Origin of the sequence: Pseudomonas sp. NPDC088885 (assembly GCF_044750025.1) — a bacterium.
GTDB lineage: Bacteria > Pseudomonadota > Gammaproteobacteria > Pseudomonadales > Pseudomonadaceae > Aquipseudomonas > Aquipseudomonas rustica.
In genome coordinates, this window is record NZ_JBIVJB010000001.1 from 197,353 (window position 1) to 217,689 (window position 20,337).

Here is a 20,337-nt window from a genome sequence, read left to right on the forward strand (position 1 = left end):
GGACTCCCTTGCAGCGACGGTCACTGATCCTTCGGTTCTTGCGCCGGCGAGGTGAACCATTTCTCTCGCGGCACCCACTTCTCGCCCTGCGGATCGCCCAGATAATGCGGCGACATGATCTGCACGCCGTACTCGTTGAACACGTCCTGAATATTGGCGTGGAGCATGCTCAACAGCACCGCCCGTGGCCGTGGCTGACTCGGGATCGCCTGCGCCACCAATCGATACTCTGGATAGAAATCCGACAACGCAGTCTGAAACACCTGCGCCGGCGGGTCTTCGAGAATCCCCGGCGTGCGTTTGGCCGCCTCCAGCAACATCGCTTCTACTTGCCGCCACGGCGTGTCGTAGCCGATCGTCACCACCGTGTCGACTACGTAACCCGGGCCTTGCACGGTGCGCGAGTAGTTTTTGGTAACGGTGCCGGTGATCAGCGAATTGGGCAACGTCAGCACCTCGCCCAACCCGGTGCGAATGCGCGTCGTGAACATGCCCAGCTCGGTGACGGTGCCCTCGTATTCTCCAATCTTGACGAACTCGCCCGGTCGCAATGTGCGTGTATAGGTGAGGATCAAACCGGCGGCGGCCTGCCCGACCACGCTGGTCGCACCGAGGGAAATCATCAGACCGATCAACACCGACAAGCCCTTGAACGCATCGGTACCGGCGCCGGGCAGATACGGATAAGCCATCGCCAGGGCGAACAACCAGATCGCCAGCGACGTCAGCCGCTGGGTCGGTTGCAAGGTTTCCTGATTAAGCCAACTGAGCGTGCCCGGCATCGACATGCGCCGCAGCATGCGCCGGGTAAACGCAGTCGCCCCCCGCGCGATAAAGAAAATCGCCAGCGCCACGCCGAGCCCCGGAACGGCACCAACAATGCCCTGCAGCAGATAGTCAGCGAGTTCGAACAGGTAGTTATTGAGGCTTTCTCCCCACGGCCGGGTATAGGGAAAACGCGACAGGACAAAACCCAGCCACTCGTACGTCAGCAGCAAAATCACCAGCCAGCGCAGCAGCCACAACACGCGACTGACCAGCGGATACAGGTAGTTGGCGTCGATCACCTGCACACGGCCGACCTTCAATGCCTTGGTGTGGCGGTCCATCAGTTCGGGGAGTTTTCGCAGCAATCGGCGGCGCATCCACCCCATGGCCCACAACAGCGCGACATAAATCAGCGTCGCCACGGCGGCCACCAGCAGCGACCTGACGATCAGGTCCATGCTGCGGGCCTCGCGCGTTTCGGAGACGACCTGGCGCAATTTTTCGGCGGCCCCTTCGGCGGCTTGCTGCACCGAGGAATATTGCAGGGTGTCGACATCATTGGGTGAAACGATGAACGCGCGCTTATTGCCGAGCAGCACCATGTAACTGTTCTGGATCGAATCGATACTGATGTTCAGTTCGACATCTTCATCGAGCGCCTCACTGATGACCATTTTCGCCCGTTTGACCCGCGATGCCGGCGGCTCGCCCAGAATTGTTGCGCGAAACGTCATGATGCTGCGGTTCGCGACCTTCAGGTCGACCGCTTCACTATCGGTTTGTGCGGGAGCATCGAGCGCCCAGCCAACCCCGCACCAAAGCGTTGCGAAAACCACCATCAATACCGCCAGCAGCCTGCTTCGCATGCGCCTTTTTCCTTACACCACAGAGGTTTGTGAGGGATACGTAAGGCAGCGTAGTTGAGCGATGAACGGTTGTCAGATTTGCGCTGCGGACAGGGTCAACTTGCGGCTACGGTTTGCCGAATCACTGTCAGGAGGAGCGATCTTCAAGTGTTTGCGTCAGCGGCACGGTCGTATTGGCCGAGTGATACACCCAACCGATGAACAGTTCGTAGCCGATGGCCAGAATCACCGGGCCGGTAAACAGGCCGATGATGCCGCTGGTGATCATCCCGCCGAACGCACCGATCAGCACCCCCGGCATCGGCACGGCCACCCCGCGCCCCAACAGCATCGGTTTGAGGACGTTGTCAGACAGCCCGGCGATGATCATCCAGATCGCAAAAATGACTGTGCTGGCACTGACACCGCCCTGCGCAAACGCGTAAACCACCACCGGCAGCGTAATCAGCAGCACCGGCAATTGCATGATGCCCAACAACAGCACCATCAAGGCCAGCACGCCTGCCGCCGGGATGCCCATGATCACCAGCGCCACACCGATCAACAGCATCTGAATAAACGCGATGCCGACCACGCCCTGCGCCACGGCACGAATCAGGATCACCAGCCCGAGAATCACCAGAATCACTGCAGTCCAGCCGTTACGCCCACCCAGCCTGGCGCCGAGCATCTGATTGAGTGGACAGAGCGCGATCTGATTTATCGCCAAGCCAGCCAATCAACCATTACTCGTGACCACGCCTCAGCAACACCCGCGTCACTCGTCGCTCCTCGACGGCCACAACGGTCATCTGCCAGCCCTCATGCTCCAGACGATCGCCGACCATCGGCAAGCGGTCGAGCAGGCTCATCACCAAACCCGCCAAGGTCTGATAGTCCTCGGTGGGCTCGGCACCAAATCCGGTGCGCTGACGTACGCGGGTCAGGTTCAGTGCGCCGCTGACCATAAACCCGCCCTGCTCCTCGACCACGTCCGGGCCTTCGATTTCGCTGGCGTCGGGTAACTCACCGGCAATCGATTCGAGAATGTCGGTCATGGTCAATACACCGACAAAATCACCGAATTCGTTGACCACAAAGGCAATATGCGTCGATGCGGCGCGCATCTGTTCCAGCGCATTGAGAATCGAATAGCTGTCGAGCAGGTTGATCGTTTTACGCGCCAGGTGCTCAAGGTTCGGCTCCTCACCGGCCAGATACACCTTGAGCAACTCCTTTTTGTGCACAAAGCCCAACGGCTCATCCACCGCGCCATCACGGATCAACGGCAAACGCGAGTAGGACGAATGCATCAGGCGCGTGCGAATCGCCTCGGCATTGTCCGCCAGATCAATGCAGTCAACATCGGCACGCACGGTCATCAAGGCGCGGATCGGACGCTCGGCCAGTTGCAGCACGCCGCTGATCATCACGCGCTCGCGACGGTCGAACAATTCCGTGCTCGGCGCTTCACCGTTGTCGAGCAGGTCGGAAATCTCTTCACCCACCTCCTCCACCGCCAGTTTGCGACCGCCCAACAAACGCAGCACCGCATGGGCCGTGCGCTCACGCATCGGGCGCAAACCCTGCATCGAGCGCTTGCGACGCGCACGGGCAATCTGGTTGAACACCTCGATCAGAATCGAGAAGCCGATGGCCGCGTACAGATAGCCTTTCGGGATGTGGAAGCCCAGACCTTCGGCAGTCAGGGCGAAACCGATCATCATCAGAAAGCCCAGACACAGCATGATCACTGTCGGGTGCGCATTGACGAAACGCGTCAGCGGCTTGCTCGCGACAATCATCAGGCCGATCGAGATGATCACGGCGATCATCATGACCGCCAGCTCATCCACCATGCCCACGGCGGTAATCACCGCGTCCAGCGAGAACACCGCGTCGAGCACGACGATCTGTGCAACGATCGGCCAGAACAGCGCATAAGCGGTGTTGGATGTGCGCTCGCCGACATGCCCTTCCAGCCGTTCGTGCAGCTCCATGGTGGCTTTGAACAGCAAGAACACACCGCCGAACAACATGATCAGGTCGCGGCCGGAGAAGCTCTTGTCGAACACCTCGAACAGCGGCTGCGTCAGGGTCACCAGCCAGGAAATACTCGCCAACAGGCCCAGACGCATGATCAGCGCCAGCGACAGGCCGATGATTCGTGCACGGTCACGCTGATGCGGCGGCAGTTTGTCCGCCAGAATCGCGATGAACACCAGGTTGTCGATGCCCAGCACCAGCTCCAGCACGATCAAAGTCAACAAGCCTAACCAGGCCGTGGGATCCGCTAACCATTCCATAAAATATCTCGATCTCTCTTCAGTAAATTCAGGCTGCCGGACACGGCGAAGTGCAACGCGAAAGCTCTGGAGCTGCGTTGTCTACGATACTCAGGTGTCGGTAAACCGGATGCTGCGAGTGCGTCAAGACCGCGCCGAGGCGCAAGGGAAGCGGATAACTGGGAGGCTCCGAGAGGGTGTTCATGTAAATCCTGAATGGAAAAAGGCCTTGAAGCGTACAGGCAGACGCCAGCCTTTCCCCAGCCGCAAAGTATTTCAAAATCTGTAAAGCACAGCTCCAATGGGCTGCCGAAGTCGATCCGGCAGCCGATTTAGTCCACCGATAAACCTAGAATCCGGCCAGCCGTTGCAGCTGTTCCAAAGTGGGTGTCTCCAGTGCGATGCCGTACTTGAGCGACTTCTCGCGCTGCAAATGCCGGCGGTCACCCGGTAGGCGCTTGAGCCCCACGCCGTGCATTTGCCGCACCAATTCATGACTGCGCTCGGCAAAACTCTGCCCCGCGGATTTCGCCGGATCGATGACAATCAGCAACTGACCAGTCCACGGTGTTTTCGCGCCGGGATGATTGTCCCAGTCGAACTCGAAGGAGAAATTGCCGCCGGTCAACGCCGCCGCCAGTAATTCCACCATCATCGACAACGCCGAGCCCTTGTGTCCGCCGAACGGCAACAACGCACCGCCCTCAAGGATGGCTTTCGGGTCCTGCGTGGGCTGCCCGAGGCTGTCGACACCCATGCCCGGCGGCAAACGCTCGCCATTGCGCGCGGCAATTTGCACGTCACCATGAGCGATGGCACTGGTGGCCAGATCGAAGACGATCGGCGCGGCCCCGGCCTGTGGCGCAGCGAACGCAATCGGGTTGGTGCCGAACAAAGGCCGATCCGCGCCATGGGGCACCACGCAGGTCATGCTGTTGACCACACTGATGGCCACCAGACCTTCCTCGGCGAACGGTTCGACATCCGGCCACAGCGCAGCGAAATGATGGGAGTTGCGGATCGCCAGCGCAGCGATTCCGGCGCTGCGGGCCTTCTCCACCAACAACGGACGCGCCGCCGCCAACGCGGGCTGGGCAAACCCGTTGCCGGCATCGACGCGGACAAACCCGCTGGCGACATCCTCCACCTGCGGCACAGCCTGACCATTGACCCAGCCACTTTGCAGGGTCGACACATAACCGGGAATGCGGAACACGCCATGACTGTGGGCGCCATCGCGCTCGGCGCCGGCGCAGTTGGCGGCCAATGAACGAGCCACCTCGGCAGATGTGCCGTGGCGCAAAAAAATCGTTTCGAGCAATTGCGTCAGTTCTTCGAGCGACAGCGTGGACATGACAGCAGCGGACACATGATCGGATGGCGCAGACATCTGAAGCTCCAGATTAATTATTGGAGGGAACAACAGCGTACGAACTCGCGAATCGATTAATCACGCCGCCGAGGCAGCGTGTCAACCCTTGCCGAGGGCAACGGCGTCACAGACTGGCACATTTCCAGACATCCGGTGCGGTAACTATGTACCACCTGCCGCCGCTCTTCGAGCCATAACCTAGAGCCTCATTCCATCGGCGCCTCCATGCGCTCTGTCGAGACTCGTCAATGCCTGCAACCCATTCCCCCTTGTTGTTTCCTGAAACGTTGAAGTCGCCCGGCCTCTGGGGTGAGTTGGGCCGCATTCATGGCTTGTCACGCAAGGATTTCGACTGGCTGGCTCACACCCAATTGGCCACACAGCAACTGCGAAGCCGGCAATCGCCGCCGATGTTGGCGCAGCGTGTACTGCTCAATGCCACGGGTTTGCGCGCCTTGCCGTTGGCGGGCAGTTTTGTGCTCAGCGCCACACCCGATGACCACGGGGAAATTCTCTACACCCCCTACGAAGGCATCAAAAAGCACCACAACCGAGCTGATCTGCTCGAACAACTGGAACATCGCCTGAATACCCCGGCAGATGCCGAACGGTTATTGGCATTCCTGCCGATATACCGACGCAAACAATTGCTGGAAGCAGGCGCCATTCGCGTCAGCCTGGAAACGATTACCGGCGATATTTTCGATGATCAGCAGGCGCTCATCGTCCAGGCTCAACAGCTCAACGGCGAAGCGCTGCTGGTCGAGTTGCAGCAGTTGCCATCGCTTGGCGCGATGATCGACCGTGTCATGGATCAGTTGCTGCAAACTGCGTTTGGCGCGATGCAGCAACGCGACACCCGCGTCAGTTTCTACCTCAGCCCCGATCACGGCGTGACCCACCACTGGCTGGAGTCCATGAGCCTGAGCGATGCCGTGTTGATGTATTACCGCCATCAACGCTGGCCCGCGGGTCAACTGCACGAATTCTCCAATCCGGGTAAAAACCCCCAGCTCGCGGATCAAGTTCATTGGGAGAACGCCGTGATCAGCGCGTCCAGCAAACTGGCGGCGCTGTTGTTCGAGCAGCTTGAAGACTTCTGGCAAGCCCCTTGCGCGGACGGATCGACGCGCCGCGATTTTTTCGCACAAGCGCTGGCAGATCAGGCCCGTGCCGAGCTGCTGCTCAAACGTGAAGCGCACATCATCGACGCCGGGCAGTTTGTCACGCTGCATCAAATGATCGCGCCGCTGCCCTCCGCCCTGCGCTTGCCGACCATCGAAACCGTACGAATGTGGGAGTACCAGGAAAATTACGTGGAGCTGGCCGGCTCGTTGATGATCAGCCACGACAATGCCTACCTCTACACGCCCACTCAGGGCCTGCAAGTGCTCAGGGACTATCAGGATCTCAAGGAAACCCTGCTCAGGAAGTTCAAGCACGCCGGGCACGAAGACGAGCTGTATGGCCTGCTGAACCTGGAAGAACGCAATCGCTTCGTCGGCTACGACCGCCCACAGGTGACGGGAGAAGTTGTTTCGGGCGAAATCTTCCAGGTGCTGTTCGAATTGATCATCACCAAACAGCGGCAAAACGTCGACTATGCCTTGCAAGTGTTTCACCACAGCGACGGCGTCACGGATGTCCATGCGCTGGTCGACAAGGCACTGGACATCCGCACGATGCTGCGCGAGCAGTTGCTCACGCTGGATGCCGGCGGGCGCTGGAGCACACGTCCGGTCCTGATTGGCCGCACACAACCGTCGTGGGTCCTCGCCGATAAAACGACACTGGCGATCAAATCGTTCGCTGATGTCCGGGCCCCTCTCGACGCAGAATTCGCCAACCAGCCGCTCTCGCCCGCGAGCGCCCAGCGCAGCTATCTGCAACAGATGAAACCGGAATTGGCACAGGCGCTGTTTGTGGGGGTGGCCGCCGAAGCAGAGCTGCGGGTTATCCTCGGCACGCTACAGAAGGCGCAACGGGCCATCGTCGATAGCGTATTCAACGCCGATCAGCCGACGCGCAATGACCGTCGCGCGCTCAACGGCTTTCGTCCGGATGCGTGGGCGCTGACCGTCAAATGCGCAGATGAAGCCGAACCGCTGCCACTGGATCAGTGCCTGTTGTTGACCGAGCGCGGCGGCCTCGACGAGGAGCATTCCGGCCGGGTGATGCTGTGGACGCCCGGTTCAGGGCTGGAGGCATTTGACGACCTTGTCAGTGCCCGGAGGACACTGAACCGGCGCCTGCTCGACAGCGTGCAGCGCCTGTCACTGTTGGAAAACCTGCGAGCACCGCAACAGTTGCTCCACCGCCAATACGCGCTGGGCCCTCTGCACCTTATCGAAGCCAACGTGCTGGAAACGTGCATGCAAGCGGCGATCGAGCACCGTCTGGCCCGCTGCGAACAATTGCGTGCACGGCTGAAGGATTCGGCCCGACTGCACACGGCCATGACTTTACTGAGCCAAACCCCGCTGGAAACCAATCTGCAGCGCGCCACTGATGTCGCTCAAGCCATCAGGCAACAGCAAACGCTGCCGGCCTGGCTCGGCATGGCGCCCGTTGCCGAACAACAACTGCACCTTGAGTTATTGGAGCAATGGCGGCACAGCGTGGTCGACGATAAAGACTACCTGCACGGCATCGCGCCGTTATCGCGGTATGTGCACGAGCGGCTGAAAGCCATGCTCGACGCTCGCTTCCCCGGCGCCGCGCTTGATCCTGAGCAAATAGAAATCACGCCCAACCTGGCCCTCGCCGGCCCTGCCCGCAACCTCGCCGAATTCGCTCTGAACCACGTCAATATCGCCCAAGGCACGGGCTTTCGCGGCGCCTTGAAAAGCGCCCGGCCATTGCCGTCGGGACTCAATCAGCAAACGGTTCGTCAGATGCTCACGTCGCTGGCGATCGCCTCTGATTACGCGAAAACGGTTACCACCGAACTCACACAATCCGGCCCCGAGGCGGACTTGCGTAAACAGCGCTTTATTCGCCAGATACCCTGGCAACTGCTGCAACATGCCCATGCCTTGAAACTGCAACAACATCTGTCGGCGAAAGCATTTGATCTGCTGTGTCAGGTGCTGGACATGCCGGATGGCAAGGCTCGCGCGACCGTTCAAGGTGCCCGCGCCACTGTTTTTCCTCTGTCGCTGATCAAGACGCCGCGTGCGGCGCCGGTCGAGACGCTCGGCATGTATGTGATCAGTGCTGACGATGGCCAGCAGGGTCCCTGCGTGCTTTACATGCCCTACGCCGCCGAAGTGTTCCGCGAGTTTGCAAACGACGCAGACCTTATCGCCGCGCTGAACACCCCTGGCAGCTTGCAGGATTTGCTTATCCGACGTTCGCCGGAAAACCAGCAGGCGTCGTTGCGGGGAGTGTTGCAATCGAGTGTGGGTGAAGTCAGCGAAATGACGCTCGCGAGAAACCCGCTCACGGGCAATGTCTTGCACCGACTGTATGACGACAACATCAAATTGCTGCCGCACCTGCTGGCCAGTCAGCTGGAAAGCGCGGCGCAGACTGACTGGGACGCGGCCAGACATCTTTTCGATGGCGGTCTGAAACTGGCCTCTGGCTTGCTGCCGGGCAAGCTCGCTTACGTGTCATTCCTCTGGCAAAGCTACAAAGACTTCAAAGATTCGGCCGAGGACTTGCAGGACCATCACTGGAAACGCGCGGTGCACGCGTTCATTGCCGGTGCGCTGCAAATGATCAGCATGGGCCGTGTATCGATCGAGTCGTCCGCGGAATCGGTGGCGGAATCTGAGGCCGCGCGACAACAAACCTCACTCACTGCCCCGTCCCGCGAGCAGATCCCCCCAACGGCCCCTACTCGCACTGAACTGCGCACTTTCGAATCCACGTCGGTTGCGCTCGAAGACCTTAGCCACGAGCCCCACAGCGGGACTTACATCAACTCCGCCGACAGGCTCAGGTATGCCGCCGTTGCCGGCAAGGTCTACCGCGTCGACAAGCCCGGCGCGGTATGGCGAATGGTCAATGCGGAAACGTTTGGCCCGGCATTGCGTAAAGACGGCACGCAACTGGTGCTCGACCCGGATCGACACACCATTCATTACGGCAAGGCCATGTCGAAAATGTACAACCGCTTCGCGACCCACCGCGAGCGACGTCTGGTGCTGAACATCGAAGCCCACGGCATGGAAGACATTCGCAGCAAACACCCGGAAAAAGCGCGAATACTGGTGCAGGCCGTGGATGTCGCCCGCTATTACGCGTTCAACAGTCTGCATAATCTGGTGCAGCTCAGAAAATCGCTGCCTGGTAGCCGGCTGGACCGTTTCCTCAGAGGTTTTTTTGACGTGAACCAGATCAACGACGCCATGCTCGCCAAGCTCAAAGAAGCGATCGTGCCGCTGTGCACGGCACTGGTAGACCCCACGGAAGACCTGATGAACACCGACCGTTTCATCATTGGTTCGAACAAATACCCCGGCGCGAATCTGATCGCCTTCGTACTGGACGACGACGAACAACGCAAAGTGCACTTCACCGAAAACTTCTTCGCGCAGCAACTGGACTGGTACAAATCCTCTTTGACGGAACCGTTCAACGTTGACGGCCATGCTCAGGCATCCATCCTGATCCACGAATTTGCCCATCAATTTTGTAACGCGGTGGACATTGCTTCGCTGGAAGCGCGGCGACCGTTCAGCGATTTGATCGAGACCATCACCGGTCAAGGCATTGCGATGAAAAACAGCCAGCAAACGTTCCAGCGTGAGGCCTTGTCGCTGGCAACTCCGCGACAAGAGCTGTTTTCGCGCTGGAGTGAAAAGCAGCAGGCGTGGCTCAGCTTCGATCAATTTCCGGACATGGCCGTTGTCAGCCAACAGATTCTGGAGGCCACTGTCAGCCCGACCCTGGAGGCCGCCCGCAATGCGTTTCTCGATCAGCACACCCCGCAAGCGCGGATCGAAACGATATTGCGCAACGCCGATTCGATTGCTTTCCTGATTTGCGAAATGGGCCGGCAGCTTGATCCGGCCCCAGCGGACTCGCCGTAAACAGGCAAAAAAAAGCGCAGGCCTGAGCCTGCGCTTTTGCGAGGGGCGGATCAGTCTTTCTGATCCCGCAACACATTGCCCGACGCACCGTCGATGCGGAATTCGTAAACAACGCCATCGGCTTTGCGACCTTCACCCTTCCAATAACCGTTGTTGTCCGCTTCGATTTCATACACCTCAACGTAACCGGCCTTGGTTTTGACGATTTCGATGGCTTTTTCAATGGTGACCCAGCCCGCGCCAGGTTTATCCGCCAGTGCAGCACCCGCGCTGAGCAAGCTGGAGGTGGCAATCAGGGCGGCTAAAGTTTTTTTGATCATTTTTTCACTCCGTTTGTGGATAGTGCTCATGGGTGTCCTGTTTTTTGGGCGCTTGTGGGAAAAATAAGTTCCACTTTGATGGGTAATTGCCATGACGGATGTTCTCGGCAACTGACCGTCGAGGTTAGAATGTGCGAAATCAGGACGAGTCAATGACCCAAGACACTCTCTCAGAAGCCGAATACGATGCGATCACCGATGCCGCCGCGCATTGGTGCATGCGGTTGCACGCCGCTGATTGCACGGACGAAGAGCGGCGCACGTTCGAACAATGGCACGATGCCCATCCCCTGCACGCGTTCGAATATGAAGCCATGCTGGAAATCTGGGACGTCGCCGAACACTTGCCGCGTCCCGAAGTCGATGTTGGCGTACCGATCAGCCGCCCGCCATCACGCTCGTGGCGGCATTACGCAATAGCCGCTGGCGTCTGTGCTCTCGCGTTACCGTTGGGCGCAATAGCCGGCTGGAACCTCGGCTGGCTGCCAAACAGCTACGAGCATTTCGCCGCCACCGACAGCGTGCGCCAAGTCACCCTCGGCGATGGCAGTCAAATCGAGCTGAACCTCAACACTGACCTGACCTTCAGCAACTACAAGGATGAACGCCGCGTCACCCTGAAAAAGGGTGAGGCGTTCTTCACCGTCAGCCACGACATGCGACACCCGTTCATCGTTCGTGCTGGCGAAGGCAAAATCCGTGTGACCGGTACCCGTTTCAACGTCTGGATGTATGAGGACCAGGTGCGGGTCAACCTGATCGAAGGCTCCGTACTGGTCACCAGCAACACCGCATTGTCGGGCGATGGCTTGCGCCTCGGGCCGTCCATGCAGGCACGCTACAAGCATGGCGACTACATGCCGCAGATCAGCCAGACCTACCCCAACGACACCGCGCTGGCGTGGCGCAGTGGCAAACTGGTGCTCGACAATCTGTCACTCAACGATGCGTTGCCGCTGATCAACCGTTATCTGGACAAGCCGTTGATGCTCAACGATAGCGCCACCGGCTCTATCCGCGTTGGCGGCATCTACAACATCAAAGAAATGCACAACTTGGCAAGCACGCTGCCCAAAGTGCTGCCCGTCTACCTGACGCGCAACCATGAAGGCAATCCCGTCATCAACTCGATGCCGCAACAACCGCCAAAAAGCTGAAGGCCGCCCCCTTGCGGGAAGCGGCCTTCATGTCTGACGCAGTCAATAGCAGCGCTTACTGCGCGGCAACCTTCCCGGCCTTGTCCAACCCTTCGCGAACCGTCTGCACCTGATACTGCGGATCTGCCTGGATCTGCTGTGGGGTAAACGGCAGCACACTCCACTGTTTCTTCGAGAATGCCTGCGTCTGATCCCGCGAGTACTTCGACGCAGGATCGCTGGACAACGAGAACGCCAACAAGCCCTGCGCGTGCGGCCCTTTGTCGTCAAACGTCACCACCTGCAGGTAGCTGGTGCCACTGACAACCTCCAGTTTGCCGTCATCGCGCGGTACGCTTTGAATCGCGTTATAGATGCCCAAGGTGCCCGGCCCGCCATGAATCGGCGTCTGTTGACCACCGCTGCTGACCACCTGAACATCGCCCCAACGTGTATCAGGTTTGAGGCCCATTTTTGTGCTCAGCTCCACGGAAGCCAACATGGCTGCGCGCACTTCCCTGGCAACCGCTGGCTGCTCAATCGCCAATCCCCGCGGGGTGTTTTGCGCATCCTTTGGATCAAACACCACGCGCCAGATATCCGGTGACGCCTGCAGCGTTTGCATGATGTTCTGCAAATGCACCAAACCCATACCCGAATCCAGATTGGCCCGACCGTCCCACGCCTTGAGGCTGACACACACCGGTTTCAGCGCGGCTGCGTCGGTAGCCAATTCGGTTGCGCAGAACTTCAGCAGATCCGGCACCACCTGGCGTGCCGCATACACCTGATCGTCCATCACCATCTGTTGCAAATCCTTAACCGCCACCGTGCCTTTGGTAATCAGGCTGGCGAGGCGATCCAGAGCAAAACGCGAGCGCAGGCCCAACGGTTGACCTTCCTGACTGATCAGCGGCGAGAACCCGGTCAAGGGTTGCGCCGGATTCGCCAGCCATGCCGAATCGTTGGAGTGCTGCACGAAATCCCTGCGCGACAACTGCGGCAACTGGCTGGAAGCAAAGATGCCTTTTTGCGCCGCGCTCGGATCGATGTCCCAGGCACAATCACTATTGGAACCGTCGAGAACAATCATCTGCAGACCGATAAGCGGATCACTGCATTTGGCCAGTTTGTCGGCGCTGACGTTCGGCACCACCGAGAGGTTCATGTACAGCGTCTGCCCTTGGTCATCCACCGCCAGGGTGTTCACCCAAGGGATACCCTGAATTTTGTGCACTGAATCCTGCAAATCCTTGAGGCTGGCCGCTTGATTCATCGCATACCACTGCGTAAGCACTCGATCGTTGTCGAGGTTGGCATCACGCAGGCTGTAAGCGTACTGATTGTCCCAATCGAGCTTGCCCGGCCACTGCACCACCGGGCCGAACTGCGAGCTATAGATGTCGCGCGTGACGGGCACCACTTGGCCATCGGCCTGTTTGACCTGCACAGTCACCGTTTGCTTGCTCATCGGCAAGGATTTGCCGTCGAGCAAGTAATGCGTCGGGTCTTTCGGGTCGAGTTGCAGACGATACAAAGTGAAATGTTTCGACGAGTCGACAGTATGAGTCCAGGCCAGATGCTGGTTGAAGCCGATGTTGATCATCGGCAGGCCGGGCAAAGCCGCACCCATTACGTCGAGTTTTCCGGGAATGGTCAGGTGCATCTGGTAGAAACGCATGCCGCCGACCCAAGGGAAATGTGGGTTGGCCAACAACATGCCGCGACCATTGAACGAGCGCTCGCTGCCCACTGCCACGGCGTTGCTGCCACGATCCAGCGCAAAACGTTGCTGACGCGCGTCAGCCATTTGATAGGCATGGCGATCAGGCGCAATACCTGCGCTGGCCTGCGGCGGAGTGGCCCCGGCCAGCGCTTCGGCGAATTGACCGACGCCACCTTCAACCAACAACCGGCGCGTGAGCTTCACCAGATCTTCAGCAGCAATGTCACGCACCCATTCGCCCTGGCACTGCTGCGGCAGACCTTGTTGACGACGTTCGGCCAGATATTGGTTGTAGCCGGCGGCGTAACCTTTCACCAGATCCTGCACTTGGGACGTCTGCGCCTGCCAGAACGTGTTGACCGCTTCAGGCGTGTTCAGCCAATTGAAGAACACGTCGCTGACACGATTCTCGCGCTCTTCGATGGTGAACTGATCCGGGCCGAAATAGCGTGAGCGCTGGCCATTGACCGTCACGATCTCATTGGCCAGCAGGCACAGATTGTCCTGCGCGTAGGCGTAGCCGATGCCGAAACCCAAGCCGCGTTCGTTCTCGGCGCGAATATGCGGAACACCAAACGCGGTGCGCCGGATGTCAGCGCTCGCGCCGGTGGCGGGACTGAATGCCTGAGCCGAAACACTCAGCCCGAGAAATACCCCGGCAAGGGTCAGTCCGGTTAACTGCCTGGAAATAATCACGCTCGCTCCTGATCGAAATGCCGAAGAGCGGATCAGGCCTGCCCACGAGAAAAGGTTGGCCAAGGATCCGCTCTGAAAACACCCACGCGTCCACGCGCAATGAGCCTTTTCAAGTAACGAAGCCAGGAAAAAAAATTTAGCCCGCCGAACACCGATCTGGAGCCGTGATTACGGAGAAACGACGAATTTCCGACAAAATTTCTACATATTTTCTTTCATGATTTGTCGTGCTGATTCGTCTTGTTTAGAGAGAGCACAAAAACCTTTCCCGATCTGGCTCTGAAAAGGAGTAATCGCATGTACAACTCGCAACTACCATCGGACGGTAGCCAGGCGCCACAAGGGGCTTCCATGAGTTCCCTCACGAGCGATTTCGGGCAGCGCGTCGAACGTCACGGTAACGAACGTATCCGTCTGCTGCTGAAAAGTTTTGGCCTGCGCACCAGCCTGATCCGCCTGAAGGTCATCGACGCCCTGCTGGTCGCGGCACAAACCGATCGTCGTCTGGGCGTTCGCGGTGTCCATAGCCAATTGCTGGATCTGGACATCCCGCTGTCGTTTCTCAGCGTCCGCGAAGTCCTCAAGCGCCTGTGCGCCGAAGGTGTCATCACCTTCAACGCAGACAAAAGTTACAGCCTGCACCCCCAGGCTGCGGCGGTCCTCAACGAGTGAACCGCACAACCATCGCCGTCAGGATCTGACCTTGCGGCGCATCACGGCGTTGATAATCACCACGATCACCGCCACCGCGATTGCAATGTACTGAAACATCTTTTCAGTGATCATCCCGGCGTTTTGCGCCCAGGACAGGCCGAGCATGATCGCCAGTACCGAAACGGCGATCAGAATCGAGTAAATCAAACGTTGCTTATGAGTCATTGCGAGTTCCTGAAACTTTGGAATGTATCCGGTTTGTATCTGTTTGCATGCCATGCACTTACCGTTTCACGGGGATGCGCCGCTGCAATCGGGGTCTCATGTTACAGCCGATGAAGAGTTTTGGCTTCATGACGGCATCACCATGAGGACTTTTCAAATGTTGCGTCGAATCACCTGGCTGATTCCCGTTCTTGCCCTGCTCACCCTGAGTGGTTGCATCATCTTCCCCCACGGCGGCTGGCATGACGATCACCATCGTTACTCCCAGAGTGGTCCTGGTTATTACCCACATCGTTAAAACCACTGCAACCGATGCCCGCGCCCACGCGGGCATTTTTGTTTGCGCCCCTGCGCCCGCCCCTGCGCATTAACACGCCGCAAGAATTTGAAATCTGTTGTCGCAGCAAACCGTTAGGCCACCGGATTTTCTGCGCCTAGGCTTTGAAAATTCTCTCTCGAGTTGCAAACAAGGATGTTTATGCAAAGGACATTAATAACGCTGCGGCGCCGACAAGCGATCGGATTCTGTCTGGCCATCACCGCGTTCGAACTGCTCACCTACATGGCCAGCGACATGATCATGCCCGCCATGCTGGCGGTGGTCACGGAACTCGACGCTGACGTTCGCCATGTGCCGAATGCCTTCAATCTCTATCTGATAGGCGGTGTCTGCCTGCAATGGCTCATCGGGCCATTGTCGGATCAATGGGGACGACGGCCGATGCTGCTGTTCGGTAGTGCCCTGTTCGGTACGTCCTGCGCAGTTGCCTTCATGACCGACAGCATCGAGATGTTCAACCTGTTGCGGCTGGTACAAGGGATGGGCCTCGGCTTTGTGGTGGCGGTCAGCTATCCCGCCCTGCAGGAAGTGTTCTGCGAGGCGGATGCAGTGCGTTTGATGGCGTTGCTCGGCAATGTCGCACTGCTGTCACCGTTGCTCGGGCCACTGCTGGGCAGTCTGCTTCTCGAATGGGTGAACTGGCGCGAAGTGTTTCTCGGTCTCGGCATTGTCGCCGCCCTAGTGTGGCTGGGCCTTTTTACCTGCATGCCCGAGACCGTTGGCGTCGTGCGCCGCGACGGTCAACCGCTGCTGCCCGTGGCATTCTCCTGGGACAACACCCGCCGACGTTATCTGGCACTGCTGACCAATCGCAGGTTTCTCGGCGCGAGTCTCGCGCTGGGCCTGATGAGCCTGCCGCTGATTGCCTGGATCGGGCTCGCCCCTTTGTTGCTGATGCAACTGCAAGGCCTGACCACCTTCGAATATGGCCTTTGGCAGATACCGATTTTCTCGGCCGTCATTCTGGGCAATCTGATCCTTGATCGCCTGTTGCTGACCCACTCCATACCTCAGTTGATTCGTTTGGCGCTCTGGCCATTTTGCCTGGGGCTTCTGACGCTTATCGGCTGCGCAGCGTTTGCTGCAAATACCGGCACCTTGGTCGCCAGCCTTTCGCTATACGCGGTCGGGCTGGGCATGAGCAACGCCGCGTTATATCGATTGGCACTGTTCGCCAGTGATGACAGCAAAGGCTTGGTATCCGCCATGATCGGCATGATTTCGATCGCCGTAATGGGCCTCGGCGGCTCGGTAATCGCCCTCAATGGTGGTGGCACCCGCCTTGAACTCTTCGCCCTGTGGTCAGCCTTCGCCGGCTTGCTGTGCCTGCCTCTGCTCCATGGTTTTTTACGAGACGCGGACACCGCGCTCACCCCACCTCAATAAAGGAATATTGATGCCTTACTTACCCCATAGCGACGCGCTGTGTGCGTTGCCGCACCCCTATTGTCGAAATTCGGCCCCCGCTGAACTGTTCAATCAAGCGATGGCCGAGATCAGCCGCTTTCATTGCCGACACACGCCAGGTTATGAACCTTGGCTGAACAGCAACGGCGTGCACGCCGATGACCTTGACAGCCTTGAAGACTGGTCGCGGCTGCCGCCGATCTTCGCCAGTTACTTCAAACGTCACCTGCTTCTGAGCAGTACCGGTGAGGACGCACTGGAACTGACGTCCTCTGGCACCAGCGGTGAAAAAAGCCGCATGCGTTATGACGAGCGCAGCATGGCCGGCGCCCAGTTCATGGTCGAACGAATATTCGATCATTACGGCTGGAACACGCCTGAGACGCCCTGCAATTACCTGCTGCTGAGCTACGAGCCGCAAGATCGCATCACATTGGGAACCGCTTACACCGACCAGTTCCTGTGTCGCTTCGCGCCGGTCAATCGCGTCGCGTACGCCCTTCGCAACACCGGTGCCGGTCATCAGTTCGATGTATTCGGGGTGATCGCCGCCCTGCAATCCTTCGCTGAAGAAGGTTTGCCAGTACGTATTTTCGGTTTCCCGGCCTTTCTCTGGCAGGCCCTGCAAAGGATGCAAGCCACTGGCGTGGCGGACTTGCAGTTGCCGGCACATTCGTTGGTGTTTTTCGGCGGCGGCTGGAAAACCCAGGCTGCAGAGGAAATTCCGAAAGCGCAGTTGTACGCGCAGATCCACCGACAGTTGGGCATTGAACCGTCGCAGTGCCGCGATGGCTACGGCGCCGTCGAACACGCCGTGCCTTATATCGAATGCGCCGAACATCACTTCCATGTGCCGGTGTATTCCCGAGTTTACGTGCGCGATCCGGGCGATTTCTCCGTTCTGCCCTATGGCCAGCAAGGCTTGCTGGGTTTTGTCTCGCCGTATATCTCGTCCAGCCCGGCCCATGCGGTGGTGATGAGCGATCTGGCCACCTTGCACCCCGGCGCCAGCTGCAACTGTGGATTGGACAGTGACTGGTTTGAATTGCATGGCCGCGCCGGCACCACTGTCGGCCGGAGCTGCGCGATGGCTGCCGCCGAATTACTGGGAGGCCACTGATATGTATTTGATCAATGGACAACTGAGCAACCCTTCCAGCCTGGATGAGGCACTGCACGGCCTCTATCAGGATTTGCCGCAACAGTTGAGCACTCCGCTCTGCGCGACCACGGTGATCAACGCAGCGCTGCAATTCGCGGAAAAACTGCACAGCAACACAGCACTCACGCTGGATGCCGAGCAGCGCCAAGCCCTGTTCGACTTCTGCCAGGCCGATGCGTTGCGTTACAAACTGGCGCGCGAACTTGGCAATCAGCCGACATCGCTGCGGCGCATCGATTATCGCCAATCACGTTTCGAAGGCTGGCGCGCGTTGGGGCTGGTCATACACATCACGCCAGGCAATGCGCCGTTACTGGCGTTTTGCGCGGTCATCGAAGGACTGCTGGCTGGCAACGTCAATTGGCTGCGCCCCAGCAGCAACGATCAAGGACTGACCGCACGCCTGCTCCACGCACTGGTGCAATGCGACGCCAGCGGGCAACTCGCTGGCCACATCGCGGTAATACCGGTAACCACCGCGCAAATCGGTCAATTGTGCAAACGGGCCAACGGCGTCGCCGCCTGGGGTGGCGAAACCGCGCTACACGCCATCCGCCAACAGCTACCGGCCGGTTGCCGCTGGATCGATTGGGGCCATCGCATCAGCTTCGTGTACCTCACACCGCAGGCCGCCTCGGCGCAAGCACTGGATGCGGTCGCCGACGAAGTCTGCCGTCTTGATCAGCAAGCATGCTCCAGTCCGCAATGGTTGCTGGTGGACAGCGACGACCCTGCCGTCCTGCGGGGTATCGGCGCGCGCGTTGCCGAAGCGTTCGAACGCCGGGCCGGGCATTGGCCAGCGTTACAGCCGACGCCGCAAGAAGCCTCGCAAATCACCACACACACGCAGATGACGCGGTTGGCGCAGAGTTTTGCCGGGCAGATCGGCCATGTCTGGCAGGGTTCGGGCTGGCAAGTGACGTGGGCGCATCAGCGGCAATTGAACCCCTCTCCGCTGTTTCGCAGCTTGATGCTGATCCCGGTGCCCAGGGCGCTGCTCAGTCAAACCCTGCTGGACTGGCGCAACGTTTTGCAAAGCTGTGCGCTGGTCTGTGAAGACGCGCAAATCTGCGAACTGACGCAATCGTTGATCAGCGCCGGCGTCACCCGGCTGGCCCCGATCAATGCGATTCACGACGGTTACGACGGTGAGCCCCACGATGGTGTCTATGCGTTGCAGCGGCTCAGTCGCAGAGTGTCGGTCAGCCTCGCCGCCGCCGCGCTGCCCACCCATGCCACTCTCGATCCCCCACCCTTGGCGATCCGACGCAACGATCAGCCGATCATGAGCAAGGAAACCTTCCTCGCCCAGCCGATCAACCCGAGCGCGCAACTGTATTTCCGCTCCGGTGGCAGCAGCGGCACCCCCGCTCTGGCAGGCTTCAGCCATCGCGACTTCGAGCAGCAGATGCGCGCGACCGCGGACGGTATGTTCGCGGCGGGTCTCGACCCGAGTCGCGACCGGGTAATGAACCTGTTTTTCAGCGGCGGCTTGTACGGCGGATTCTTCAGTTTCAGCAAAGTGCTCGAACTGCTTGACGCCACACACCTGCCGATGGGCGCCCCGAACGATGATGACTACGCTGACATCGCGCAATTGATCATTGATCAGCGGGTGAATGTGCTTATCGGCATGCCAAGCACCCTGCACCGTTTGTTCCTTCAACAGAAGGAGCGCCTACAAGCTTACGGCAAGGTCGAAAAAATCTTTCTCGGAGGCGAACACCTCAGCGAACCCAGCCGGCAATTGCTGCAAAGTTGCGGCGTGACCAGTATCCGCTCAGCGCTCTATGGCAGCGTTGACGCCGGTCCGCTGGGGCATGCCTGTAAAGCAAGCGCCGACGGCGTGTTTCATTTGTTGAGCGATGTCCAGCAACTGGAAATTGTCGCGTTCGATAAAGACGTTGCCGTGGTCGCCGACGACGTCGGGCGGCTGATCTTCACCTCCACCGCCCGCGAGGGCCAGGTCGTTCAACGTTACGACATCGGCGACAGCGGTCGCTGGGTACACGGCGCCTGTGCCTGCGGGCTGCAATCGCCGCGGTTCGAGCTGTTGCAACGTCACGGCAAACTGATACGCATCGGCACCGACTTCATTTCCCTGAGCGAATTGGCCGAGCGCCTGCAATGCCCTTGTCAACTACTGCTGGATCACGCGCCCGACGGCATTGAACGCATGCGTCTGCGCTGCGAACTGCCCTCGGCAGACGTACTGACGCGTCTGGCCAACTATTCGACGCTGTCCACATTGGTGCAAAGCGGATTGTTGGTAATTGAGGTTGAAACCTGCGCGCTCGAACACTTTACGCGCCTTCAGCACAGCGGCAAGACGCCTGCACTAATTGACTCGCGGCGTTAATGG

At 59.1% G+C, this 20,337-nt stretch carries 13 protein-coding genes and 1 pseudogene; 7 read left to right on the forward strand and 7 right to left on the reverse strand.

Annotated features, from left to right (window positions below):
- Positions 1-20: 20 nt before the first annotated feature.
- The 4 genes and pseudogenes from ACIP1X_RS00775 to ACIP1X_RS00790 form a co-directional block, all read right to left on the reverse strand.
- Positions 21-1,634, reverse strand: a complete 1,614-nt coding sequence (locus ACIP1X_RS00775; protein ID WP_400748378.1) for a mechanosensitive ion channel family protein — start codon at positions 1,632-1,634, stop codon at positions 21-23.
- Between the two features lie 127 nt (positions 1,635-1,761).
- Positions 1,762-2,229, reverse strand: a pseudogene (locus tag ACIP1X_RS00780) (AI-2E family transporter); the annotation flags it as partial.
- Between the two features lie 130 nt (positions 2,230-2,359).
- On the reverse strand, positions 2,360-3,919 hold the full coding sequence (locus tag ACIP1X_RS00785; RefSeq protein ID WP_400748381.1) for a transporter associated domain-containing protein: 1,560 nt from the start codon (positions 3,917-3,919) through the stop codon (positions 2,360-2,362).
- Positions 3,920-4,247: 328 nt separating this feature from the next.
- Positions 4,248-5,288, reverse strand: coding sequence for an Ldh family oxidoreductase (locus tag ACIP1X_RS00790; protein WP_400748384.1), 1,041 nt, complete (start codon positions 5,286-5,288; stop codon positions 4,248-4,250).
- Positions 5,289-5,518: 230 nt separating this feature from the next.
- On the opposite strand from ACIP1X_RS00790, the gene ACIP1X_RS00795 reads away from it, so the two are divergent.
- Positions 5,519-10,309: a dermonecrotic toxin domain-containing protein gene (locus ACIP1X_RS00795; RefSeq protein ID WP_400748387.1), complete on the forward strand. Its 4,791-nt coding sequence runs from the start codon at positions 5,519-5,521 to the stop codon at positions 10,307-10,309.
- 50 nt (positions 10,310-10,359) lie between these two features.
- On the opposite strand, the gene ACIP1X_RS00800 is transcribed toward ACIP1X_RS00795, so the two are convergent.
- Positions 10,360-10,629 carry a PepSY domain-containing protein gene (locus ACIP1X_RS00800; RefSeq protein WP_400748390.1) on the reverse strand — a complete coding sequence of 90 codons (270 nt, stop codon included), beginning with the start codon at positions 10,627-10,629 and terminating at the stop codon, positions 10,360-10,362.
- A 152-nt stretch (positions 10,630-10,781) separates the two neighbouring features.
- Between ACIP1X_RS00800 and ACIP1X_RS00805 the strand changes: the two genes are divergently transcribed.
- Entirely contained in the window at positions 10,782-11,786 is a 1,005-nt protein-coding gene (locus ACIP1X_RS00805; protein WP_400748392.1) for a FecR family protein, read from the forward strand.
- A 55-nt stretch (positions 11,787-11,841) separates the two neighbouring features.
- Here ACIP1X_RS00805 and ACIP1X_RS00810 read toward each other — a convergent pair whose 3' ends face one another.
- Positions 11,842-14,187, reverse strand: a complete 2,346-nt coding sequence (locus ACIP1X_RS00810) for an acylase (protein WP_400748395.1) — start codon at positions 14,185-14,187, stop codon at positions 11,842-11,844.
- A gap of 297 nt (positions 14,188-14,484) precedes the next feature.
- Between ACIP1X_RS00810 and ACIP1X_RS00815 the strand changes: the two genes are divergently transcribed.
- Entirely contained in the window at positions 14,485-14,859 is a 375-nt protein-coding gene (locus tag ACIP1X_RS00815; protein ID WP_400748398.1) for a fe2+ zn2+ uptake regulation protein, read from the forward strand.
- A gap of 18 nt (positions 14,860-14,877) precedes the next feature.
- Here ACIP1X_RS00815 and ACIP1X_RS00820 read toward each other — a convergent pair whose 3' ends face one another.
- Positions 14,878-15,066: a hypothetical protein gene (locus ACIP1X_RS00820; RefSeq protein ID WP_400748400.1), complete on the reverse strand. Its 189-nt coding sequence runs from the start codon at positions 15,064-15,066 to the stop codon at positions 14,878-14,880.
- 157 nt (positions 15,067-15,223) lie between these two features.
- Between ACIP1X_RS00820 and ACIP1X_RS00825 the strand changes: the two genes are divergently transcribed.
- The 4 genes from ACIP1X_RS00825 (at position 15,224) to ACIP1X_RS00840 (ending at position 20,334) form a co-directional block, all read left to right on the forward strand.
- Complete coding sequence (locus tag ACIP1X_RS00825) at positions 15,224-15,364, forward strand: hypothetical protein (RefSeq protein WP_400748403.1); 141 nt, start codon at positions 15,224-15,226, stop codon at positions 15,362-15,364.
- A gap of 180 nt (positions 15,365-15,544) precedes the next feature.
- Complete coding sequence (locus tag ACIP1X_RS00830) at positions 15,545-16,792, forward strand: MFS transporter (RefSeq protein WP_400748406.1); 1,248 nt, start codon at positions 15,545-15,547, stop codon at positions 16,790-16,792.
- A gap of 10 nt (positions 16,793-16,802) precedes the next feature.
- Positions 16,803-17,933 carry an acyl-protein synthase gene (locus ACIP1X_RS00835; protein WP_400748409.1) on the forward strand — a complete coding sequence of 377 codons (1,131 nt, stop codon included), beginning with the start codon at positions 16,803-16,805 and terminating at the stop codon, positions 17,931-17,933.
- 1 nt (position 17,934) lies between these two features.
- Complete coding sequence (locus ACIP1X_RS00840; RefSeq protein ID WP_400748960.1) at positions 17,935-20,334, forward strand: acyl-CoA reductase; 2,400 nt, start codon at positions 17,935-17,937, stop codon at positions 20,332-20,334.
- The last annotated feature ends 3 nt before the right edge of the window (positions 20,335-20,337 follow it).